This window comes from Paraburkholderia sp. J94 (assembly GCF_905220285.1).
Taxonomy (GTDB): domain Bacteria; phylum Pseudomonadota; class Gammaproteobacteria; order Burkholderiales; family Burkholderiaceae; genus Paraburkholderia; species Paraburkholderia tropica_A.
Map to the genome: position 1 here is coordinate 38934 of NZ_CAJMZH010000014.1, position 22293 is coordinate 61226.

19 protein-coding genes are annotated in these 22293 nt (G+C 63.1%); 16 read left to right on the forward strand and 3 right to left on the reverse strand.

Annotated features, from left to right (window positions below):
* The first annotated feature begins 104 nt into the window (after nt 1–104).
* The 14 genes from mnmG to U4Y88_RS27045 all read left to right on the forward strand — a co-directional run bounded on the left by mnmG (nt 105) and on the right by U4Y88_RS27045 (nt 13718).
* Nucleotides 105–2063: a tRNA uridine-5-carboxymethylaminomethyl(34) synthesis enzyme MnmG gene (gene mnmG / locus U4Y88_RS26980; protein WP_321787563.1), complete on the forward strand. Its 1959-nt coding sequence runs from the start codon at nt 105–107 to the stop codon at nt 2061–2063.
* Nucleotides 2060–2758: a 16S rRNA (guanine(527)-N(7))-methyltransferase RsmG gene (rsmG, locus tag U4Y88_RS26985; protein WP_321787564.1), complete on the forward strand. Its 699-nt coding sequence runs from the start codon at nt 2060–2062 to the stop codon at nt 2756–2758. Before mnmG ends, rsmG begins: the two co-directional genes overlap by 4 nt.
* Nucleotides 2759–2876: 118 nt before the next feature.
* Nucleotides 2877–3647: a ParA family protein gene (locus tag U4Y88_RS26990; RefSeq protein WP_205992020.1), complete on the forward strand. Its 771-nt coding sequence runs from the start codon at nt 2877–2879 to the stop codon at nt 3645–3647.
* Between the two features lie 19 nt (nt 3648–3666).
* Nucleotides 3667–4554 (forward strand): ParB/RepB/Spo0J family partition protein, encoded by an 888-nt coding sequence (locus tag U4Y88_RS26995; protein WP_224006652.1) that lies wholly within the window; start codon nt 3667–3669, stop codon nt 4552–4554.
* A 51-nt stretch (nt 4555–4605) separates the two neighbouring features.
* Nucleotides 4606–5721 carry an SLC13 family permease gene (locus U4Y88_RS27000; protein ID WP_321787687.1) on the forward strand — a complete coding sequence of 372 codons (1116 nt, stop codon included), beginning with the start codon at nt 4606–4608 and terminating at the stop codon, nt 5719–5721.
* A gap of 296 nt (nt 5722–6017) precedes the next feature.
* Entirely contained in the window at nt 6018–6626 is a 609-nt protein-coding gene (locus U4Y88_RS27005) for an ATP synthase subunit I (protein ID WP_224006649.1), read from the forward strand.
* A gap of 166 nt (nt 6627–6792) precedes the next feature.
* Nucleotides 6793–7644 (forward strand): F0F1 ATP synthase subunit A, encoded by an 852-nt coding sequence (gene atpB, locus U4Y88_RS27010; protein ID WP_224006768.1) that lies wholly within the window; start codon nt 6793–6795, stop codon nt 7642–7644.
* A 72-nt stretch (nt 7645–7716) separates the two neighbouring features.
* Nucleotides 7717–7986, forward strand: a complete 270-nt coding sequence (atpE, locus tag U4Y88_RS27015; RefSeq protein WP_028203308.1) for a F0F1 ATP synthase subunit C — start codon at nt 7717–7719, stop codon at nt 7984–7986.
* Between the two features lie 139 nt (nt 7987–8125).
* On the forward strand, nt 8126–8596 hold the full coding sequence (locus U4Y88_RS27020) for a F0F1 ATP synthase subunit B (protein WP_224006632.1): 471 nt from the start codon (nt 8126–8128) through the stop codon (nt 8594–8596).
* A 2-nt stretch (nt 8597–8598) separates the two neighbouring features.
* Nucleotides 8599–9138 (forward strand): F0F1 ATP synthase subunit delta, encoded by a 540-nt coding sequence (locus U4Y88_RS27025; protein ID WP_224006629.1) that lies wholly within the window; start codon nt 8599–8601, stop codon nt 9136–9138.
* Nucleotides 9139–9204: 66 nt separating this feature from the next.
* Nucleotides 9205–10746 (forward strand): F0F1 ATP synthase subunit alpha, encoded by a 1542-nt coding sequence (gene atpA, locus U4Y88_RS27030; RefSeq protein ID WP_224006625.1) that lies wholly within the window; start codon nt 9205–9207, stop codon nt 10744–10746.
* A gap of 87 nt (nt 10747–10833) precedes the next feature.
* Nucleotides 10834–11715 carry a F0F1 ATP synthase subunit gamma gene (atpG, locus tag U4Y88_RS27035; RefSeq protein ID WP_224006623.1) on the forward strand — a complete coding sequence of 294 codons (882 nt, stop codon included), beginning with the start codon at nt 10834–10836 and terminating at the stop codon, nt 11713–11715.
* Nucleotides 11716–11795: 80 nt separating this feature from the next.
* A complete protein-coding gene (gene atpD / locus U4Y88_RS27040) occupies nt 11796–13190 on the forward strand; it encodes a F0F1 ATP synthase subunit beta (RefSeq protein ID WP_224006620.1) in 1395 nt (464 codons plus the stop codon).
* A gap of 102 nt (nt 13191–13292) precedes the next feature.
* Nucleotides 13293–13718 carry a F0F1 ATP synthase subunit epsilon gene (locus U4Y88_RS27045; protein ID WP_224006617.1) on the forward strand — a complete coding sequence of 142 codons (426 nt, stop codon included), beginning with the start codon at nt 13293–13295 and terminating at the stop codon, nt 13716–13718.
* 98 nt (nt 13719–13816) lie between these two features.
* Here U4Y88_RS27045 and U4Y88_RS27050 read toward each other — a convergent pair whose 3' ends face one another.
* Nucleotides 13817–16654, reverse strand: a complete 2838-nt coding sequence (locus tag U4Y88_RS27050) for a hypothetical protein (RefSeq protein WP_321787565.1) — start codon at nt 16652–16654, stop codon at nt 13817–13819.
* A gap of 492 nt (nt 16655–17146) precedes the next feature.
* On the opposite strand from U4Y88_RS27050, the gene U4Y88_RS27055 reads away from it, so the two are divergent.
* On the forward strand, nt 17147–18898 hold the full coding sequence (locus U4Y88_RS27055; protein WP_321787566.1) for an AMP-binding protein: 1752 nt from the start codon (nt 17147–17149) through the stop codon (nt 18896–18898).
* 439 nt (nt 18899–19337) lie between these two features.
* Here the strand turns inward: U4Y88_RS27055 and U4Y88_RS27060 are convergent, their stop codons facing one another.
* Together U4Y88_RS27060 and U4Y88_RS27065 are read right to left on the reverse strand one after the other, a co-directional pair.
* Complete coding sequence (locus U4Y88_RS27060) at nt 19338–19598, reverse strand: hypothetical protein (protein WP_321787567.1); 261 nt, start codon at nt 19596–19598, stop codon at nt 19338–19340.
* Between the two features lie 158 nt (nt 19599–19756).
* The gene (locus U4Y88_RS27065) at nt 19757–20593 is read right to left on the reverse strand and encodes a transporter substrate-binding domain-containing protein (protein ID WP_321787568.1); all 837 of its coding nucleotides are present in this window, start codon (nt 20591–20593) and stop codon (nt 19757–19759) included.
* A gap of 314 nt (nt 20594–20907) precedes the next feature.
* Here U4Y88_RS27065 and hemE point away from each other — a divergent pair, with 314 nt between their 5' ends.
* On the forward strand, nt 20908–21999 hold the full coding sequence (gene hemE, locus U4Y88_RS27070; protein WP_321787569.1) for a uroporphyrinogen decarboxylase: 1092 nt from the start codon (nt 20908–20910) through the stop codon (nt 21997–21999).
* The last annotated feature ends 294 nt before the right edge of the window (nt 22000–22293 follow it).

The window sequence follows — 22293 nt, forward strand, 5'->3', positions numbered from 1 at the left end:
ATTCGGGCGTGAACGGCCCAAAACCTGAAACCGTTATAATTCGCGCATACCACTTTTTCTGAGAAGGCTCACGCGGTCAATTTGTCCGTGCGTGAGGTCCCGCCATGCTTTTTCCAACAGAATTTGACGTAATTGTCGTCGGCGGCGGTCACGCCGGCACTGAGGCCGCGCTTGCCGCTGCCCGCATGGGCGTAAAGACGCTCCTGCTCACGCACAACATCGAGACGCTCGGTCAGATGAGCTGCAATCCGTCGATCGGCGGCATTGGCAAAGGCCATCTGGTCAAGGAAGTCGATGCACTCGGCGGCGCGATGGCCGCTGCGACGGACGAGGGCGGCATTCAGTTCCGTATCCTCAACTCGTCGAAGGGTCCCGCTGTGCGTGCGACGCGTGCCCAGGCTGACCGCATTCTGTACAAGGCCGCGATCCGCCATCGCCTGGAGAATCAGCCGAATCTGTGGCTGTTCCAGCAGGCCGTGGAAGACCTGATGGTCGAAGGCGACCGAGTAGTTGGCGCCGTGACGCAGGTCGGCCTGCGCTTCCGCGCACGCGCTGTGGTGCTGACGGCCGGTACGTTCCTCGACGGCAAGATTCACGTGGGCCTCAACAACTACACGGGCGGCCGCGCTGGCGATCCCGCTGCGGTGACGTTGTCGGCGCGCCTGAAGGAGTTGAAGCTGCCGCAGGGCCGCCTCAAGACTGGCACGCCGCCGCGTATCGACGGCCGCACGATCGATTTTTCGGTGCTCGAGGAGCAGCCGGGCGACCTCGATCCGGTGCCAGTCTTCTCGTTCCTTGGCCGCGCGGAGCAGCATCCGAAGCAGATCCCGTGCTGGGTCACGCATACCAACGAGCGCACGCACGACATCATTCGCGGCGGTCTCGACCGTTCGCCGATGTACACGGGCGTGATCGAAGGGGTGGGGCCGCGCTACTGTCCGTCGATCGAAGACAAGATTCATCGCTTTGCGTCGAAGGAGTCGCACCAGATCTATCTGGAGCCGGAAGGCCTGACGACGAACGAGTTCTATCCGAACGGGATCTCGACGAGCCTGCCGTTCGACGTCCAGCTTGAGTTGGTGCACTCGATGCGTGGCCTCGAGCACGCGCACATCCTGCGGCCTGGCTATGCGATCGAATACGACTATTTCGACCCGCGCGGGCTGAAGGCATCGCTTGAAACGAAGGTCATCAACGGCCTGTTTTTTGCGGGTCAGATCAACGGCACGACCGGCTACGAAGAAGCTGCGGCGCAAGGCTTGCTCGCGGGTATCAACGCCGGTCTACAGGTGCAAGGCAAGGACGCATGGTGCCCGCGCCGTGATCAGGCTTACCTCGGCGTGCTGGTCGACGATCTGGTGACGCGTGGCGTGTCGGAGCCGTATCGCATGTTCACGAGCCGCGCGGAGTATCGCCTGAGCCTGCGCGAAGACAACGCCGATATGCGCCTGACCGAAATCGGCCGCGAACTCGGTGTCGTTGAGGACGCGCGCTGGGATGCATTCAGCCGCAAACGCGACGCTGTTTCACGTGAAACCGAACGCCTGAAGTCGACGTGGGTGAACCCCAAGACGCTGGGCGCGGAAGAGGCGACCGCTTTGCTCGGCAAGCCCATTGACCACGAATACAATCTCGCGGACTTGCTGCGCCGTCCGGGTGTGAGCTACGACGGTGTGTGCGGCCTGCGCGGCGGCGCATGCGGCCCCGAAGTGCCGCTTGCCGACGACGAGGTCCTGCTCGCGCAGATCAAGGAGCAGATCGAGATCGGCGTCAAATATCAGGGCTATATCGATCGTCAGGCCGACGAGATCGAGCGCAACGGCACGCACGAGAACACGCGTCTGCCCGAAGGCATCGATTACGCAGAAGTGCGCGGCCTGTCGTTCGAAGCACGCCAGAAGCTCAATCAGTTCCGCCCGGAAACCATCGGTCAGGCCTCGCGTATCTCGGGCATCACGCCCGCCGCGATTTCGCTGCTGATGGTGCATCTCAAGCGTGGCCTCGGCCGTCGCCGCCAGAAGCCCGCCGATTCGGGTAACGACACGACGCCGGTGGCTCAATGAGCGGCCGCGCACGTCAACCCGGGATCGCCGATCGCGGCGCACTCGCGCAGATGCTGAAAGAGGGCGCTCAAGCGCTCTCCATCGAATTGAGCGAGCGGCAGCACGAAAAACTGCTGGACTACGTCGCCTTGCTCGTGAAGTGGAACGCCGTCTACAACCTGACGGCGATTCGCGACCCGCGCCAGATGCTGATCCAGCACATCCTCGATTCGCTTTCGATCGTGCCGCATCTGCCTTCACGTGAAAACGCCGCGGTGCTCGATGTGGGTTCGGGCGGCGGTTTGCCGGGCATCGTGCTCGCGATCGTGCGTCCCGACTGGCAGGTCACGCTGAACGACATCGTGCAGAAGAAGTCGGCGTTTCAGTCGCAGGCGAAGGCTGAACTCGGCCTCGCGAATCTCTCGGTGGTGACCGGACGAGTCGAATCGCTGCGACCTGGTGTCGAAGTTCCGAAAAAATTCGATCTGATCGTCTCGCGGGCATTCGCGGAACTGGCCGATTTCGTTACACTGGCCCGTCACCTCGTTGCGGACGGCGGCGCGATCTGGGCGATGAAGGGTGTGCGTCCCGAAGGCGAGATCGAACGCTTGCCGGAAGGCGCGACGGCAGTCCAGACGATTCGCCTCGCCGTGCCGATGCTCGACGCCGAACGGCACCTGACGGAAGTCACCGTCGAACCGGTTGCGGCAGCCTGAGCGCGGCTTGAGTTATCGCGCAGGCAAGTTCGTTGGCCGATCGGCCGAGTAGTGCGGCAGTGTTGAGCGCGCTATAACGTAAGCAAACTTTTTAAGGCAGTAAAGGGACACCCAAAAGATGGCAAAAATCTTCTGCGTTGCGAACCAGAAGGGCGGCGTCGGCAAGACGACGACAACGGTCAATCTCGCCGCGAGCCTCGCATCGCAGGGACAACGTGTCCTTCTCATCGACCTCGACCCGCAAGGCAATGCCACGATGGGCAGCGGCATCGACAAGGCGGCGTGCGAGTACACCGTCTATGAAGTGCTGGTCGACGGCATTACCGTGCCGCAGGCGCGTACGAGCCCGGAGCAGGTGGGCTACGACGTGCTGCCGGCCAACCGCGAACTCGCCGGCGCCGAAGTGGAGCTGGTCTCCGTGGAACAGCGCGAGCGACGCCTGAAGAACGCGCTGGCGCAGGTGGACGATCAATACGACTTCGTGCTGATCGACTGCCCGCCGGCGCTCTCGCTGCTCACGCTCAATGGCTTGTGCGCGGCGCATGGCGTCGTGATCCCGATGCAGTGCGAGTACTTCGCGCTCGAAGGTCTGTCGGATCTCGTGAACACCATCAAGCAGGTGCACGCGAACATGAATCGCGACCTGAAGGTGATCGGGCTTTTGCGCGTGATGTTCGATCCGCGCATCACGCTGCAGCAGCAGGTTTCCGAGCAACTCAAGGAGCACTTTGGCGACAAGGTGTTCGACGCCGTGATCCCGCGCAATGTGCGGCTTGCGGAGGCGCCCAGCTACGGTTTGCCGGGCGTGGTGTTCGATCGCGCGTCGCGCGGCGCGCAGGCCTATGTGCAATTCGGCGCGGAAATGATCGAGCGCGTACGCGCACTCTGACGCAGACTGGAGAAGCACGATGAACGCAGTAGCACGGAAGAAGGGGCTGGGTCGAGGACTGGAAGCGCTGCTCGGCGGCAGCGCGGACATCACCGAGGCGGTGAAGATCGAGGGCGCGCCCAACACGCTGCCGCTCACGCAGATGCAGGCGGGCAAGTATCAGCCGCGTACGCGTATGGACGAGGGCGCGCTGCAGGAACTGGCCGCGAGCATTCGCGCGCAGGGTTTGATGCAGCCGATTCTCGTGCGTCCGGTTAGCGCGGATCGCTACGAAATCATCGCGGGTGAGCGACGTTTTCGCGCGGCGCATATCGCCGGGCTGACCGAGGTGCCGGTGCTCGTGAAGGACGTGCCCGATCAAGCCGCCGCCGCGATGGCGCTGATCGAGAACATCCAGCGCGAAGACCTGAATCCGCTCGAAGAGGCGCAGGGCATCCAGCGTCTGCTCGACGAGTTCAGTTTCACGCACGAACAGGCGGCGGAGTCGGTGGGGCGCTCGCGCAGCGCCGTGTCGAATCTGCTGCGTTTGCTGAACCTCGCTGCGCCGGTGCAGACCATGTTGCTCGCGGGCGACCTGGACATGGGTCATGCGCGCGCGCTGCTCGCGGTCGATGCCGCCACGCAGATCACGCTTGCGAACCAGGTGGTCAACAAGCGCATGTCGGTGCGTGAAACCGAGAAGCTCGTTTCGGCGACGACCAAGGCCGCACCCGCGGTGAAGGCGAAGGCTGCGCACGACGGCGGCCGCGACACGCGCCGCCTCGAAGAAGAACTGTCGGACTTGTTGTCCGCCACGGTGAAGATCAAGCTCGGCCGTCGCGGTCGCGGTCAGCTTAGCGTCGACTTCGGCGATCTCGATGCACTTGACGGCATTTTGCTGCGTTTGCGCGGCGAAGCCGCCGTTTGACGCACGTTCGCGCCTAAGGTGCGGGAGCCTGACGCCGCGCAACGCGGCCCCCTGAGTCTGCTGCGCCGGGTCGGCGCGTTCGCGGCGGGCGAGCCGGTGCTGACGATACTCGTCGCCGCGCTCGTGCTGCTGCAGGTTTTCGCGCCGCGCGCGTGGAGCACGCTGCCCGCGCTCGTCGACTGGCAAACGGTGATGACGCTCGCGGGCCTGCTCATCCTCACGAAGGCCATCGAATATTCAGGATTCCTGACCTGGGTTGCGCACAAACTCGTGCATCGCATCCGCTCCGAGCGCGCGCTGGCGTTTCTGCTGATCGGTCTGGCGGCGGCCCTGTCGACGGTCGTGACCAACGACGTCGCGCTGTTCGTCGTCGTGCCGCTGGTGTTGTCGCTGCACAAATTGACGCCATTGCCCCTGAAGCGGCTCGTGATCGTCATCGCGCTCGCCGTGAACGCGGGCTCCATCCTGACGCCGCTCGGCAATCCGCAAAACCTGTTTCTCTGGCAATTGAGTGGTGCGGCATTTGGTCGCTTCGTCGCCGCACTGGCGCCGCTGTGCGCGGTGCTGATGGCGATGTTGTTCGCGCTGGCCGCGTTTCTTTTCAGGCCAAAAACGCTCGATCTGAGCCGCGACGCCGAGGCGCATGGCGTCGATCGCGCGCTGGCCGGTGTCGCGGCCGTCCTCTTCGTGGCGTTCGTGCTGCTCGCCGACGCGCATCGCGCCGGCATCGCCCTCGCGGGCGTCGCCGCCGGTTTCCTGATCTGGCGCGCGCGCATCGTGCTGAAGATCGACTGGCTGCTGCTGCTGATCTTCGTGCTGATGTTCATCGTCCTGCGCAGCGCGGCGGCGCTGCCGTGGATCCATCACGCGCTGGAAGGCCTCGCGCTGCAGACGCCGCTACGCGCCTATCTGGCCGGCGCCGTGCTCTCTCAGGCCATCAGCAACGTGCCGGCGGCCATCGTGCTCGCGGGCTTCACGCACGACTGGCGCGCGCTGGCATTCGGCGTGAGCGTCGGCGGCTTCGGTCTCGCGATCGGCTCGCTCGCGAACCTGATCGCCGTGCGTCTGTCGGGCGAGCGCGGCGTCTGGCTGCCGTTCCACCTCATCGCGATCCCGTTCTGGTTCGCTGCGACAATTTGCGGCGGCCTGCTGTTGTATTTTTTCTGACAGAAATGAAACAGATCAGCGACATGAGCGTCGTTACAAGGTAAAATCGCGCCCCGTTTTGCCTGGCTCTCCTGAGTGCAAACCGTGTGTCGAACGCTCCCTTACATTTTCCGTTACCCCGCGGGTAATGGCGCGTTTTCCGCATGATGAAGTAGCATTTCACGGGTGTTATTGAGCGGGCTAAAGTCTTGAATTGGCTGCAACTATCGCTTACAATCGCCCGGATTTATTTGGTTGGCGATGCTGTAAGCACGTTGTAATAAAACGCGCGAAAGGCAAATATCCGGAATAACGCGATGGTGGGTCAGAGGCCAGACGAAGCGCCGCAGGCGCATGAAGGGCCCGATGGTCCGCGTAGCGCGAGCGAAGCATCCCGCCGGGGGCAGGATGCAGGGACGGATAAGGCAGGAGCCGCAGGTTCGCGTGGCGATCACAACGAACGCTGGGACCAGTTGGACGCCGATCAGCAAGATAACAACGACATCGTTCCGCTCACCCGGATTGAGGCCGAGCAGCTGTTCGGCGCACAGGTGAGTCGCCCATCGCGCGTCACGCCGTTTCGCGTCGTGGCGGCGCAAGTGGTTTTGTCCCTGGTTGCTACGTTGTTGTGGTGGCTGTTTTATAAGCCACCGGTTGCGGCTGCGCCGAGCAGTGTGCCGCTCTCCGCGTTGCTGGGTGGAGCGATCTGCTGGGTGCCCGGAGCGTTGTTCGCGGCCCGCCTCAAGCAGTTGAGCGGCGCCGGCACCGTAATGAACTGGATGCTCGGTGAAGCATTCAAGATGGGGGCGACGATTGCGATGTTCGTCGCCATCGCGTTCTGGTATCGCGACGTGCAGTGGATTCCGCTGCTCATCACGTACCTGATCGCACTGAAGACATACTGGATCGCGCTCGCGTGGCGCTGAATCCCGCCAACATCGCGCCGCCTGCGGGCGTAGAGGCGATGGAGGCGAAGATCAGCTGGCCCATGCGGAGCAGATAAGACACGATCCGCGGCGGTGCGTTCCCGCAAACTGGTAGGTGCGGGAACGGCCGGAAACGATTTTCGACAATTTGGGTGGTTTTAACGATATGGCAGCCAGCGAAGGAACGCGCGCTCTGGATCCGTCCGAGTACATTGCGCACCACTTGCAGAATTTTTCCACCTCGCATCAGACGTCGATCGTCGATTTCCACGTCTGGAACATCGACACGCTGTTCTGGTCGATCCTGTGCGGCCTCGCCACCATCCTGCTGCTGTTTGTCGCCGCGCGTAAGGCTACGTCCGGCGTGCCGGGCCGCTTCCAGTGCGCCATCGAAATGCTGGTCGAAATGGTCGAAGACCAGTCGAAGTCCATCATTCACGGCAACCGCAAATTCATCGCTCCTCTGGCCCTGACGGTCTTCGTCTGGGTGGCGCTGATGAACTGCCTCGACTTCATCCCCGTCGACCTGCCGGGCCGCGTGATCGGCTGGCTGGGTCTGTCCGAAGCACTCCCGCACCAGCGCATCGTCCCGACCGCCGACCTCAACGGCACGTTCGGCATCGCGCTCGGCGTGTTCGTGCTGATGATCTATTACAACCTCAAGATCAAGGGCCCCGGCGGCTTCGTTCACGAGCTGCTGTCGGCTCCGTTCGGCTCGCATCCGCTGCTGTGGATCCCGAACCTTGCACTCAACATCATCGAATTCGTCGCCAAGACGGTTTCGCTCGCCCTGCGGTTGTTCGGCAACATGTATGCAGGCGAACTGCTGTTCCTGCTGATCGCCCTGCTGGGCAGTCTGTGGACCTTCGGCGCGGATTCGACGGTGCTTGGCTTCATCGGCCACGTGATTGCGGGCAGCGTCTGGGCGATCTTCCACATTCTGATCGTTCTGCTGCAGGCGTTCATTTTCATGATGCTGACGCTGGTGTACATCGGCCAGGCACACGACAGCCACTAAACGGCGGTCGTACCAGATTTGCAGTTTAAGTTTTAAATCCCCAGTTCCAGAAAATCTCACAAAGGAGTGATCATGCAAGCTTTCATCGCCAACATCCAGGGTTTCACGGCCATCGGTATCGGCATCATCATCGGCCTGGGTGCAATCGGCGCCTGTATCGGTATCGGCCTGATGGGCGGCAAGTACATCGAAGCGTGCGCACGTCAGCCTGAACTGATGAACCCGCTGCAAACGAAGATGTTCCTGCTGGCTGGTCTGATCGATGCAGCGTTCCTGATTGGCGTGGGTGTTGCAATGCTGTTCGCGTTCGCTAACCCGCTGCTCTCGAAGCTCGCGGGCTAAGTTCCCTGGAAGGTTGCGCCTGATCTATAACGGTTAAGGGCGCATGGCGGAACGGGAGACGAGGCGCTGATCGAGTTTCACAACCGATGAGCGCCTTGCCGTTTCAATTCCCCGGAATAGCAACGTTTAAGGAAACACCGTGAATCTCAACGCAACCCTGTTTGCGCAAATGGTCGTGTTCCTGATCCTCGCGTGGTTCACGATGAAGTTCGTGTGGCCGCCGTTGATCAACGCCCTCGACGAGCGCTCGAAGAAGATCGCGGACGGCCTCGCCGCTGCGGAAAAGGGCAAGGCGGAACTCGAAGCCGCGCATAAGCGCGTGGGCGAGGAACTCGCTACGGCCCGTAACGAGGGCCAAAACCGCATTGCCGACGCGGAAAAGCGCGCTCTCGCAGTCGCTGAAGAAATCAAGGCCCAGGCCCACGCCGAAGCAGCGCGCATCATCGCGCAAGCGAAGGCCGACGCGGACCAGCAAGTCGTCAAGGCACGCGAAGTTCTGCGCGCTGAAGTCGCCGCGCTCGCCGTGCAAGGCGCCGAGCAGATCCTGAAGCGCGAAGTCGATCAGTCGGCGCACGCCGAACTGCTGAATCAACTGAAAGCCGAGCTCTGATCATGGCCGAACTTGCAACCATCGCCCGCCCGTACGCAGAAGCCCTGTTTGGCGTGGCCGAAGCTGGTGACACCGCCGCCTGGTCCACGCTCGTTACGGAGCTGGCACAGGTTGCGGCCATGTCCGACGTGCTGTCGGTCGCGACGAGCCCGAAAGTAAGCCATGCCCAGGTCGTCGAGCTGCTGCTCGCGGCGGTGAAGTCCCCGCTCAAGGATTCGGCCGAGGCCAGGAACCTCGTCCAGATGCTGGTCGCGAATCACCGCCTGGAACTGCTGCCGGAAATCCATGCACAGTTCGAAGCGCTCAAGAATGCGAAGGCCGGTGCGGCCGACGCGCTGATCGTCAGCGCGTTCCCGCTCGAAGGCACCCAGTTGAACGACCTCGTGGCCAGCCTCGAACGCAAGTTCAAATGCAAGCTGAAGCCCACCGTTGAAATCGACAAGTCGCTGATTGGCGGCGTGCGCGTCACGGTCGGCGACGAAGTGCTCGATACCTCGGTCCGCGCGCGGCTCGCCAGCATGCAGGTGGCTCTGACCGCTTGAGCGTCCCGGTGAACACACCGAACGCAGCGGCTGGCACGCAACAGAATTGAACATCAGGAGCGAATAATGCAACTCAATCCCTCTGAGATCAGCGAGCTGATCAAGAGCCGGATCCAGGGCCTTGAAGCGAGCGCAGACGTTCGCAACCAGGGCACCGTGATCTCCGTGACCGACGGCATCGTGCGCATCCACGGCCTGTCGGACGTGATGCAAGGCGAAATGCTCGAATTCCCGGGCAACACCTTCGGTCTCGCGCTGAACCTCGAGCGTGACTCGGTCGGCGCCGTGATTCTCGGTGAATACGAACACATTTCGGAAGGCGACATCGTCAAGACGACGGGCCGCATTCTGGAAGTCCCGGTTGGTCCGGAACTGATCGGCCGCGTGGTCGATCCGCTCGGCAACCCGATCGACGGCAAGGGCCCGATCAACGCCAAGGCGACCGACGCGATCGAAAAGATCGCTCCGGGCGTGATCTGGCGTGAAGGCGTGTCGCAGCCGGTGCAAACCGGTCTGAAGTCGATCGACGCAATGGTGCCGATCGGCCGTGGCCAGCGTGAGCTGATCATCGGCGACCGTCAGTGCGGCAAGACCGCAGTGGCCGTCGACACGATCATCAACCAGAAGGGCAAGGACCTGATCTGTATCTACGTCGCCATCGGCCAGAAGGCGTCGTCGATCCAGAACGTGCTGCGCAAGCTCGAAGAAACCGGCGCGATCGAGTACACGATCGTCGTGGCGGCCTCGGCTTCGGAATCGGCTGCGCTGCAGTACCTCGCACCGTACGCCGGCTGCACGATGGGCGAATACTTCCGCGATCGCGGTCAAGACGCCCTGATCATTTATGACGATCTGACCAAGCAAGCCTGGGCCTATCGCCAGATCTCGCTGCTGCTGCGCCGCCCGCCGGGCCGCGAAGCTTACCCCGGCGACGTGTTCTATCTCCACTCGCGTCTGCTCGAGCGCGCTGCACGCGTGTCGGCCGACTACGTCGAGAAGTTCACGAACGGCGAAGTCAAGGGCAAGACGGGTTCGCTGACGGCACTGCCGATCATCGAAACGCAGGCAGGCGACGTCACGGCATTCGTTCCGACGAACGTGATCTCGATTACCGACGGCCAGATCTTCCTGGAAACCGACCTGTTCAACGCAGGCATCCGCCCGGCAATCAACGCCGGCGTGTCGGTGTCGCGTGTTGGCGGTGCGGCTCAGACCAAGGTCGTGAAGAAGCTGTCGGGCGGTATCCGTACCGACCTCGCGCAGTACCGTGAACTGGCTGCATTCGCCCAGTTCGCCTCGGACCTCGACGAAGCGACCCGCAAGCAGCTCGAGCGCGGCCGCCGCGTGACGGAACTGCTCAAGCAGCCGCAGTATCAGCCGCTGCAGGTCTGGGAACTGGCGGTTGCGCTGTTCTCGGCCAACAACGGCTACCTCGACGACATCGACGTCAAGGACGTCCTGCCGTTCGAAAAGGGCCTGCGCGAATACCTGAAGTCGAAGCACGCCGACCTCGTCGCGCGCATCGAGGACAAGAAGGACCTGTCGAAGGACGACGAGAACGCGCTGCACGCGGTTCTCAAGGACTTCAAGAAGTCCGGCGCATATTGATCCGTCCGGGAATCAATCTAGATAAACGGACATTGGGGCGGCGCGGGGTTCGGTGAATCCCGCTCCGCTTCGATCAAGGAGCAAGCAATGGCTGGAATGAAGGAAATTCGCGGCAAGATCAAGAGCGTGCAAAACACGCGCAAGATCACCAAGGCGATGGAAATGGTCGCGGCGTCGAAAATGCGCCGTGCCCAGGAGCGCATGCGCGCCGCCCGCCCGTATGCCGACAAGGTCCGCGACATCGCTGCGCACATGAGCCGTGCGAACCCCGAGTATCGCCACCCGTTCATGGTGGAAAACAACGATGCGAAGGTCGCCGGCGTGATTCTCGTCACCACGGACAAGGGTCTGTGCGGCGGGATGAACACCAACGTGCTGCGCGCGACGCTGCAGAAGTTCAAGGATCTGGAAGCATCCGGCACGTCGATCGAAGCTACGGCGATCGGCAGCAAGGGCCTCGGTTTCCTGAACCGTCTGCGCGCGAAAGTCGTCTCGAATGTCGTGCAACTCGGCGACACGCCGCATCTGGAAAAGCTGATCGGCGCGATCAAGGTGCAGCTCGACCAGTACTCGGAAGGCAAGCTTTCGGCGGTGTACCTCGCGTACACGCGCTTCGTCAACACGATGAAGCAGGAGCCGGTGATCGAGCAGCTGCTGCCGCTGTCGGCCGAGCGCCTGGAAAGCAACGACGACGGCACGACGCCGAAGTCGGCGTGGGACTACATCTACGAGCCGGACGCGCAAACCGTCGTGGACGAACTGCTGGTCCGCTATGTCGAAGCTCTGGTCTATCAGGCCGTGGCGGAAAACATGGCGTCGGAGCAGTCGGCCCGTATGGTCGCGATGAAGGCGGCGTCGGACAACGCGAAGACGGTCATCAACGAACTGCAGCTCTCGTACAACAAGAGCCGCCAGGCCGCGATTACGAAGGAACTTTCGGAAATCGTCGGCGGCGCAGCAGCCGTCTGATAGTCGCGAACCGATTGCGAAACCGCGCCGGTGTTGAACCGGTGGGCGAGTGAAGAATTCAGGTATCTAAAGGAAAATCGATGAGTACAACTGCTTTGGTAGAAGGCAAGATCGTACAGTGCATCGGCGCGGTGATCGACGTGGAATTCCCGCGCGAGACCATGCCGAAGATCTACGACGCGCTGATTCTCGACGGGTCGGAACTGACCCTGGAAGTGCAGCAGCAGCTGGGCGACGGCGTTGTCCGCACCATCTGTCTGGGTGCGTCGGACGGCCTGCGCCGCGGCACCGTGGTGAAGAACACGGGCAAGCCCATCAGCGTGCCGGTCGGCAAGCCGACGCTCGGCCGTATCATGGACGTGCTCGGCCGTCCGATCGACGAAGCCGGCCCGATCGTCAGCGAAACGACGCGCGCGATCCACCAGAAGGCTCCGGCGTTCGAAGATCTGTCGCCGTCGGCTGAACTGCTCGAAACCGGCATCAAGGTTATCGACCTGATCTGCCCGTTCGCAAAGGGCGGCAAGGTTGGCCTGTTCGGTGGTGCTGGCGTGGGCAAGACCGTCAACATGATGGAGCTCATCAACAACATCGCGAAGGAGCACGGCGGTTTCTCCGTGTTCGCGGGCGTGGGCGAGCGTACCCGTGAGGGCAACGACTTCTACCACGAAATGAAGGACTCGAACGTTCTCGACAAGGTCGCGCTGGTCTACGGCCAGATGAACGAGCCGCCGGGCAACCGTCTGCGCGTCGCGCTGACCGGTCTGACGATGGCCGAGCACTTCCGTGACGAAGGCCTCGACGTGCTGTTCTTCGTCGACAACATCTACCGTTTCACGCTGGCTGGCACGGAAGTGTCGGCACTGCTCGGCCGTATGCCGTCGGCAGTGGGCTATCAGCCGACGCTGGCTGAAGAAATGGGCAAGCTGCAAGAGCGCATCACGTCGACCAAGAAGGGCTCGATTACGTCGGTTCAGGCCGTGTACGTCCCTGCGGACGACTTGACCGACCCGTCGCCGGCTACGACCTTCGGCCACCTGGACGCAACCGTCGTGCTGTCGCGTGACATCGCCTCGCTGGGTATCTACCCGGCAGTCGACCCGCTCGACTCGACCTCGCGCCAGATCGACCCGAACGTGATCGGTGAAGAGCACTACTCGATCACGCGCCGCGTGCAGCAGACGCTCCAGCGCTACAAGGAACTGCGTGACATCATCGCAATTCTGGGCATGGACGAACTGTCGCCGGAAGACAAGCTGACCGTCGCCCGCGCACGTAAGATCCAGCGTTTCCTGTCGCAGCCGTTCCACGTCGCGGAAGTCTTCACGGGCTCGCCGGGCAAGTACGTGCCGCTGAAGGAAACCATCCGCGGCTTCAAGATGATCGTCGAAGGCGAGTGCGATCACCTGCCGGAGCAGGCGTTCTACATGGTCGGCACGATCGACGAAGCCTTCGAAAAGGCCAAGAAGATCCAGTAAGGGTCGCGTTGCAGGCAAAGAGGCGAGATTTGTCGCGCGGGTTTCCATCAGCGTTGATCGGTCTCGCCGCCGCAACCCCTTGACCCCAGGAGTTCGACACATATGGCAGCAACCATCAAGGTAGACGTCGTCAGCGCCGAAGAGAGCATCTATGACGGCCAGGCGAAGTTCGTCGCGCTTCCGGGTGAAGCCGGCGAGCTGGGCATTCTGCCTGGCCACACGCCGCTCATCACGCGGATTCGTCCGGGTGCGGTGCGCATCGTCGGTGAAAGTGGCGACGAAGAGTTCGTGTTCGTTGCAGGCGGCATTCTCGAAGTGCAGCCGGGCGCCGTGACGGTGCTCGCCGACACCGCGATCCGCGGCAAGGATCTCGACGAAGCGAAGGCCGCCGAAGCGCGCAAGCGCGCTGAAGAGGCGCTGCAGAACGCCGGCTCGAACCTCGAGTACGCCACCGCGCAGGCCGAACTGGCCTACGCCGTTGCGCAACTCGCGGCGATCCAGCGTCTGCGCAAGCAACACCAGCATTGATTCCCGCGCGCGCCTTCGCGGCGCGTGCGACCGAATCGAAAAGGCTCCCCGGCCGTTGTGCCGGGGAGCCTTTTTTATGCGCGCACGCTGGCTGACGCTTAGCCGCGTCCGCTGTCGTTGAGCACCTCGACGCGCATCACGCCCTGGCGCTCCGCCAACGAGCGCGGATTGGAGAACAGGTAGTCGCCGACCTGCACGTGCTTGAGGATCAGCGCGCGGCCTGCGGGCGTGAGCTTGGGTTCGGCGAGCAGGGCGTCGAGATCGGCTTCGGTGATGCGGCGCTGATGCTCGTTGTCGCGCCAGTCCTCGCCCTGACGCAGCGCACCCTGAAGCTTGAATTCCGAGGTGAACATCAGCGCGCCGTTGAGGCCGTAGACGCTCATGCTGATCGGCATGATGCCGTTGTCGTAGACGTCCTGCGGCACGATCTCGTGGATAAACACGTTATTGCCCGACGTGAAGCCATCGAACCGCACCGTGCCGCCCGGACCCGTCACGCCGAGACGCACGATCGCGCGGTCATTGCCGTTGCCGCTATTGCGGACGTCGGAGAGCGGCAGCACGCCCCGATACGAGCTCGTGGCGATAAACAGGATGCCTTCCTTTTCCTTCGCTTGAGCGCCGGGCGTGAAGCGTTTCTCGATCTGCACGCTCAGCGATTTGTTGATGCCCACGACCTCGACCAGCGAGGTTTGCGCGCCGATCTCGAAGGCCACCGCGCCATCGATGTCGTCGACGGGCGCGCGGCGCTCGCCATCGATCAGCGCCGTGAAGTCCCAGCCGGTGCGCTGGAAGTAGTGCAGCGAGACGCCGTCGTCGTCGCGCGCGATCACGAATTCGTAGAGCCAGTACTGGCCGGGTTCGAGCTGCAATTCGACAGCGTTCGCGCCCACCACCGTGAGCACGCCGCCGATGAGCTTGCTCGTGTCGACCGCGCCGTCGGCCAGCGCGATGTCGCCGTAATGCGTGCCCGCTGGCACGACGCCGAACGCGTACTGAATCGTGTCGTCGGGATTCGAATAGCCGTTGGCATCGGCGCCCGGCACGCCGGCCCAGATCTTCTTCGTGAGCCGCAGCTTGCCCTTCTTGCCGTTGTTGTTCGTCACCTCGACGCGCATCACGCCCTGGCGCTGATAGAAGTAATTCTGGTTCGTGAACAGCCAGTCGCCGACGTGCATATTCGCGCGGATCAACGCGCGCCCGGCTTCGGTGAACTTCGGGCTGCTCAGCAACGCGTTCAGTTCCTCCGCGGTAATTTCGTGCGCATCGGGGAACCCGGCGCTGAACCAGAACGAGCCGTCGAGCTGATGCACGTCCATTTTCTCGGGCCGCACGCCCGCGTCGTAGCTCGCCTTGGGCACGACTTCGTGAATGAACACGTTGTTGCCTGAGACGAAGCCGTCGAGCCGCACCTTGCCGTCCGCGCCCGTGACGCCGAGACGCACAACCGCGTTGCCGTCGAAATTTTCGGATCCCAGTTGCGTGAGACCGCGGTAGGAACTCGTGGCGAAGAACAGCACGCCGCTCGTGCGGCCGGTGCCCGCGCTCATGCGCTTGTCGATTTCGACGCACAGTGATTTGTTGATGCCGACGATGTTCACGTCCACCACATTCGCGCCGATCTCGAACGCGACGGCGCCGTCGATATCGTCGACCGGCGCGTGTCGCACGCCATCGAGCAGCGCCGTGTAATCCCAGCCGCCACGCTGCGAATAGCGCGGCGAAACGCCGTCGGGATCGCGGCCGATCACAAACTCGTAGAGCCAGTACTGGCCGGGTTCGAGCATCAGCTCGACCGTGTTCGCGCCGACCACCGTCAACACGCCGCCGATCAGCTTGCTGGTGTCGACTGCGCCGTCGACCAGCGCGATCTCGCTGTAGTGCGTGCCCGCCGGCACGACGCCGAACGCGTACTGGATCGTATCGGCGGGATCGGAATAGCCGTTGGCGTCGGAGCCCGGCACGCCCGCCCAGATTTTCTTCGACAGCCGCAGCTTGCCCTTCTTGCCGGTGTTGTTCGTCACCTCGACGCGCATCAGCCCCTGACGCTCGGCAAAGTAGTTCTGGTTCGTGAACAGCCAGTCGCCCACGTGCAGGTTCGCGCGGATCAGCGCGCGCCCGGCAGCCGTGAACTTGGGATTGGCGAGCAGCGCGTCGAGTTCAACCTGGGTGACTTCGTGCGCATCCGGGAATCCCGCGCTGTACCAGAACGAGCCGTCGAGCCGGTGCACGTCCATCTTCTCGGGCCGCACGCCCGCGTCGTAACTCGCCTTGGGCACGACTTCGTGGATGAAGACGTTGTTGCCCGAGGTGAAGCCGTCGAGCCGCACCGTGCCGTCCACGCCCGTCACGCCGAGACGCACCACGGCTTTGTCGTCGAAAAACGGCGAGCCCAGCTGCGTGAGGCCAAGATACGAACTCGTGCCGAAGAACAGCACGCCGTTCGTGCGCCCCGTGCCGCTGCTCAAGCGCTTGTCGATCTGCACGCACACCGATTTGTTGATGCCGACGATGCTCAATTCGCGCGTTTGCGCACCGACCTCGAACAGCACGGCGCCGTCGATGTCGTCGACCGGCGCGCGTCGTTCGCCATCGACGAGCGCCGTGAAGTCCCAGCCGCCGCGCTGCGAATAGCGCGGCGAGACGCCGTCGGCATCGCGGCCGATCACGAATTCGTAGAGCCAGTAGCGCCCGGGTGGGAGTTCCAGAGAGGTCTTGTTGTCGCCTGTCACGATCAGGACGCCGCCGGTCAGTTTGCGCGCGTCGACCGAGCCGTCCGCGTTCGCGAAGTCGCGGAAATGCGTGCCTTCCGACACAACGCCGAACGCGTACTGGATCGTGTCGGCGGGATCGGAATAACCGTTGGCGTCGGAGCCGGGCACGGCGGCCCAGATTTTCTTCGTGAGGATGAGGCGGCAATAAGCGGTGGTGTTCATCGAGACTCCAGGTGGCGAAATTTCCTACGCATCAAGTTGATAAGAACTACGAACTAATAGGCCGAAGTCAAAACTTCGTTAGACGTCTGAAAAGCAGCGGCGATTGCATTACGAAACGTCGTTAAAGTCCATCAGACGTTTGAGAGAGCGTGACGCGATGTCGCAATGCGGCGTGGGAAAAGCGCCAAAACTTGCGCGGGAATAAGCCAGAGAGGCGACCCGCAGCGCGCAGATCACCAGCGGAAAAACGAGCCGAAGCGCACCGAAGCGCCGGTCGCCGCGAGCCGGGCGGCAAGCCGGGAACAAACTACTTGACGTTTACGGAAAGGTAATGCGAAATCATGCCTTCGAGCGTGCCGCCGCGCGGCGTTGCGCCCGGGCCTGGCAGCCTGCGCTGCGGGTAAAACTTGATGCCGCCGCCGCCCGTCGCGGTGGAGAATAGATTTCAAAATCATTTCAACGGGAGCGCGACTCCCGCAGGAGACAGCCACCATGGCAATCGACGCAGCACGCGCGGCGGCCGCGCGCGAAGCGCTCATCGCGCCGCAGGACGGTCTTTCCTACGTGCGCGGCACGACCGCCACACCGCTCTCCGACGCCACCATCAGTGATTTCCTGCGCGAAACCGTCAGCCGGTTCCCCGAGCGGCCCGCCGTGGTGTTTCGTGAGCAAGGAATTCGATGGAATTGGCGTGAATTCGCGACCGAAGTCGACGTGATGGCGGCAGGTCTCGCGGAACTGGGCATCGAGAAGGGCGACCGCGTGGGCATCTGGTCGCCCAATCGCTGCGAATGGCTGCTCACGCAGTTCGCGACCGCGCGCCTCGGCGCGGTGCTCGTCAACATCAATCCGGCTTACCGGCTCGCGGAGCTCGAATACGCGCTGAACAAGGTCGGCTGCAAGGCGATCGTGGCGGCGGAAAGCTTCAAGACCTCGAAGTATCTGGAGATGCTGCAGACGCTCGCGCCCGAACTCGCGAGCGCGCAGCCCAGCGATCTGCACGCGGAGCGGCTGCCGGCGCTGCGCACGGTGATCCGCATGTGCGACACCGCGTCGCCCGGCATGCTCAACTTCAGCGAGCTGATCGAACTGGGCCGCGAGCGGCTCGCGCGCGACGGCACCGCCTGGCTCGACGCGCTGGGCGCCACGCTCTCGCCCGACGATCCGATCAACATCCAGTTCACGAGCGGCACGACCGGCAACCCGAAGGGCGCGACGCTCACGCATCGCAACGTCGTCAACAACGGCCGCTTCATTGCGATGGCCATGCGTTTGAGCGAGGACGATTCGCTCTGTATCCCGGTGCCGCTTTATCACTGTTTCGGCATGGTGCTCGCGGTGCTCGCGTGCGTGTCGGTCGGCGCGAACATGGTGTTCCCCGGCGAGGCTTTCGATCCGCGCGCGACGCTCGAAGCCGTGTCCGAGGAAGGCTGCACGGCGCTGCATGGCGTGCCGACGATGTTCATCGCCGAACTCGATCACCCGGACTTCGCGAAGTTCGATCTTTCGCGCCTGCGCACGGGCATCATGGCCGGTTCGCCGTGTCCGATCGAAACGATGAAGCGCGTGGTCTCGAAGATGCATCTGGCCGAGATCACCATCGCCTACGGCATGACGGAGACAAGCCCGGTCTCGTTCCAGAGCGCGACCACCGATCCGCTCGACAAGCGCACGACCACGGTGGGCCGCATCCAGCCGCATCTCGAAGTGAAGATCGTCGATCCGCTCGGCAACGTCGTGCCGGTGGGCGAGACGGGCGAGTTGTGCACGCGCGGCTATTCGGTGATGTGCGGCTACTGGGGCGATGAGGCCCGGACGGCGGAATCGATCATCGACGGCTGGATGCACACGGGCGACCTCGCGACGCTCGACGCCGAAGGCTACTGCAACATCGTGGGCCGCCTGAAGGACATGCTGATTCGCGGCGGCGAGAACATCTATCCGCGCGAGATCGAGGAGTTCCTGTTCCGGCATCCGAAGGTGCAGACCGTGCAGGTGTTCGGCGTGCCGGACGCGAAGTACGGCGAGGAAGTCTGCGCGTGGATCGTGCTGCGTCCGGGCGAGGCCGCGACGGCCGAGGAGATCCAGACGTTCTGCCAGGGGCAGATTGCGCACTACAAGATCCCGAAGTACATCCGTTTCGTCGACGAACTGCCGATGACGGTGACGGGCAAGGTGCAGAAGTTCGTGATGCGCGCACAGATGATCGCCGAACTGAAGATCAGCGAGCCGAAGACGGCGTGAGCGGGCAAGAAGGGGCGGCGAGACTGCCGCTCCTTTTGGGCTTCACGGCGCGTCGGTGTGGCAAAAAGATAATCTGGATGCCGAATCAATCGCGGGGATATGCAAGTGCGCAAACAGTCGAAAGATCGGAAAAACGCGGGAAAAAACCGAGGGAAAACGAGAGGGAAGGGAAAACGCGGACGAAAAAAAAGCGGGCCTGGAGCCCGCTAAAAACCACACGCTACGGGGTTAGCGCGAGGAGACCAAAGGAGGAGCCGGCTGATGAAACGTACGAGACGCCGGTCACGGCTCCAGCAAGGATGCCCCTAAGGAGGGCTTCGGCATAAAGCCGACCGGCTGGTGTATCGTGTCCGCTCACACTTGCACCAAGCCACATCCGTGTTGAAACCGTTGAAGGCATTGTGGGCGAATTAATGAACCTTCGCGGTAACAAAGTGTTTCAGGTTGTAACGCCCGCCAGATAAGGCTCCGCGGGATTTTTTGCCGTCCTGAGCGTTTCCGAGCCGTCATTTTTACCGGCATTTTCGGGCGCTGTCAGACCGCGCGCAAACGTTAGCGTCGAGCGAAATTCCTTTCGCATGAAGAAAGTCCCGCCATGCGGGCGATACGCCGTTTCTGTCACCTGAGTGCCGCGCATATCGCGGCGGATGCATGCGGCATCCGCACATCGTCGCGCGCGCATCGTTTGCGCGACGATCATGTGGCGGTGCAACGAGTCGTTGCAACTCGTCATATCGTTTAACGAATGAGCGAGCGGTGCGAGCCGCGTCAGTGACGCAAGCCGCATCGATGCAGAGCGCGTCGATGCATCGTGAGTCTACGCCTCGTGAGTCTACGCCTCGGCAAGATCCTTGGCGCTCACTTCAGCCACTTGTCCGAGATCGACTGATACTCGCCGCTCGCGCGCGCGAGATGCAGCCATTGATCGACGTACTGCTGGAACACCACGTCGCCGCGCGGCACCATCCACGCTTTCTCGCCGTACTGGAATGGCTTGTCGGGATGCACCGAGCACAGGCCCGGATTGAGCTTTTGCTGCAGGAGCGTTTCGGAGGCGTCGGTCACCATGACATCGGCCTTGCCCGCGAGGATCTGCTTGAAGATCGTCACGTTGTCGGGATACACGGTGAGGTTCGCGTGCGGAAAGAACTGCTTCGCGAAGCGCTCGTTCGTGCCGCCCGGATTCACGATCACGCGCGTGCCGGGCTGATCGATCTGCGCGACGCTCTGATACTTGTTCACGTCGTCGCAGCGCACGATGGGCGTCTTGCCGTCGACCTGATACGCCTCGGTGAAGAACGCGCGCTTCTGACGTTCGAGCGTGGTCGAGACGCCGCCCACCGCGACGTCGCACTTCGCGAGGAAGTCGGTCATGAGGTTGGACCACGTGGTCTTCACGAACTCGGCCTTCACGCCCAGCGACTTCGCGAGCGACTCCGCCATGTCGATGTCGATGCCTTCGAACGTGCCATCCGGCTTGTAGAACGAGTAGGGCTTGTAGTCGCCGGTCGTGCAGGCACGCAGCGTGCCGCGCGCGAGCACGTCGTCGAGACGCGAGGGCGCGGCGGCGTTCGGATTCGAACTCGGGGCCGCACCGGGATTCGACTGCGCGAATGCGCTCGGCGTGCCCGCGAGCGCGGCCAGCAAGGCGGCGATGAGCGCGCCAGTGGCGGCGAGCGCCTTGTTCTTCTTCATGCTGCGTGTCTCCTCGTCCTTTGTTGGATGCGATGTATTGATTCGGAAAGGCAGTCGATCATAGTCCGCGCGTCCTCACGCGTTAAGCATGGACAGACCTGGTAGCGCGCGGGCGCGGCGGCGGCATCCCGGTGGTGCGGCGAGTGGTCGCCGTTCCATGGCCGCAGGCGCGACGCAGCGCCTGATCGAGACCTTTTGGGGCCTTCGTGGTGTCCGTGTCTTGCGCTTATGCCGTCCATCAACGCCATGCCGTACGCGCCGGTCCGGTAAAATAGCGGTCTGCTTCCGAATCTCGCGCGCAAGCGCCTCCGCACGTGGCCCACACCCTTCTGAACGACACCTTCCTGCGCGCATTGCTGCGTCAGCCGACCGAGTACACGCCGATCTGGCTGATGCGCCAGGCAGGCCGTTATCTGCCGGAATACAACGCCACGCGCAGCCGCGCGGGCAGTTTCCTCGGCCTCGCGAAGAATCCCGATTACGCGACCGAAGTCACGCTGCAGCCGCTCGAACGCTATCCGCTCGACGCCGCCATCCTGTTCTCGGACATCCTCACGATTCCCGATGCGATGGGTCTCGGCCTGTCGTTCCAGGCGGGCGAGGGTCCGAAGTTCGCGCATCCGGTGCGCACCGAGGAAGACGTGGCGAAGCTCGCCGTGCCCGACATCGGCGAGACGCTCGGCTATGTGACCGACGCCGTGCGCGAAATCCGCCGCGCGCTCACCGACGGCCAGGGCCGTCAGCGCGTGCCGCTGATCGGATTCTCGGGCAGCCCGTGGACGCTCGCGTGCTATATGGTCGAAGGCGGCGGCTCGGACGATTTCCGCACCGTGAAGTCGATGCTGTACGCGCGCCCCGACCTCATGGAGCGCATTCTCGAAGTCAACGCGCAGGCCGTGGCCGCGTATCTGAACGCGCAGATCGAAGCGGGCGCGCAGGCCGTGATGATCTTCGACACGTGGGGCGGCGCGCTCGCGGACGGCATCTATCAGCGCTTCTCGCTTGCTTACATCCAGCGCGTGGTCGCGCAGCTCAAGCGCGAGCACGACGGCGAACGCGTACCGGTGATCACCTTCACGAAGGGCGGCGGGCTGTGGCTCGACGAGATCGCCAACACGGGCGTCGACGCGGTCGGCCTCGACTGGACCGTGAACCTCAGCCGCGCGCGCGAGCGCGTGGGCGACCGCGTGGCGCTGCAAGGCAATCTGGACCCGAACGTGCTGTTCGCGTCGCCGGCCGCGATCCGCGAACAGGCGCGCGCGGTGCTCGACAGCTTCGGCGCGCATCCGGGTCACGTCTTCAATCTCGGCCACGGCATTTCGCAGTTCACGCCGCCCGAAAGCGTCGCTGAACTCGTCGACGAAGTGCATCGCCATAGCCGCGCGCTGCACGCTGCGTCTGCGTGAAGTTTTTGTTGCAACGCAGCGCGTAGGGCAGGGGCTGGGCTCCGGGCACCAGGGTAACACCGGGCTCAAGAGGCCAGCCAGACGCCCTCCGGGCTCTGTCAAGCATTGACTTATGCACACTTGTCTCGTTGCGGCGCGCAAGAGGGAAAAATTGCCGCAGCGAGCGAGGACGGGCTCGAAAGAATCAATCAGACCCTTGACAGATAAGGCTTTCGCCGCTCCATGGCGTTTTGTGCGGTTTCCCACATAGGCGCGTCAAAATGGCTGGCGCGGCGGGCCGACATCAAGTTCTCA

What these genes read in the sequence shown, in the direction of transcription:
- U4Y88_RS27060 (WP_321787567.1), bottom strand. Translation starts at nt 19,598, where the DNA reads ATGATCGTCGCGCAAACGATGCGCGCGCGACGATGTGCGGATGCCGCA.
- atpA (WP_224006625.1), top strand. Translation starts at nt 9,205, where the DNA reads ATGCAACTCAATCCCTCTGAGATCAGCGAGCTGATCAAGAGCCGGATC.
- U4Y88_RS27005 (WP_224006649.1), top strand. Translation starts at nt 6,018, where the DNA reads ATGGTGGGTCAGAGGCCAGACGAAGCGCCGCAGGCGCATGAAGGGCCC.
- atpD (WP_224006620.1), top strand. Translation starts at nt 11,796, where the DNA reads ATGAGTACAACTGCTTTGGTAGAAGGCAAGATCGTACAGTGCATCGGC.
- U4Y88_RS26995 (WP_224006652.1), top strand. Translation starts at nt 3,667, where the DNA reads ATGAACGCAGTAGCACGGAAGAAGGGGCTGGGTCGAGGACTGGAAGCG.
- U4Y88_RS27065 (WP_321787568.1), bottom strand. Translation starts at nt 20,593, where the DNA reads ATGAAGAAGAACAAGGCGCTCGCCGCCACTGGCGCGCTCATCGCCGCC.
- U4Y88_RS27050 (WP_321787565.1), bottom strand. Translation starts at nt 16,654, where the DNA reads ATGAACACCACCGCTTATTGCCGCCTCATCCTCACGAAGAAAATCTGG.
- mnmG (WP_321787563.1), top strand. Translation starts at nt 105, where the DNA reads ATGCTTTTTCCAACAGAATTTGACGTAATTGTCGTCGGCGGCGGTCAC.
- U4Y88_RS26990 (WP_205992020.1), top strand. Translation starts at nt 2,877, where the DNA reads ATGGCAAAAATCTTCTGCGTTGCGAACCAGAAGGGCGGCGTCGGCAAG.
- U4Y88_RS27045 (WP_224006617.1), top strand. Translation starts at nt 13,293, where the DNA reads ATGGCAGCAACCATCAAGGTAGACGTCGTCAGCGCCGAAGAGAGCATC.
- atpE (WP_028203308.1), top strand. Translation starts at nt 7,717, where the DNA reads ATGCAAGCTTTCATCGCCAACATCCAGGGTTTCACGGCCATCGGTATC.
- rsmG (WP_321787564.1), top strand. Translation starts at nt 2,060, where the DNA reads ATGAGCGGCCGCGCACGTCAACCCGGGATCGCCGATCGCGGCGCACTC.
- atpG (WP_224006623.1), top strand. Translation starts at nt 10,834, where the DNA reads ATGGCTGGAATGAAGGAAATTCGCGGCAAGATCAAGAGCGTGCAAAAC.
- U4Y88_RS27025 (WP_224006629.1), top strand. Translation starts at nt 8,599, where the DNA reads ATGGCCGAACTTGCAACCATCGCCCGCCCGTACGCAGAAGCCCTGTTT.
- U4Y88_RS27055 (WP_321787566.1), top strand. Translation starts at nt 17,147, where the DNA reads ATGGCAATCGACGCAGCACGCGCGGCGGCCGCGCGCGAAGCGCTCATC.
- atpB (WP_224006768.1), top strand. Translation starts at nt 6,793, where the DNA reads ATGGCAGCCAGCGAAGGAACGCGCGCTCTGGATCCGTCCGAGTACATT.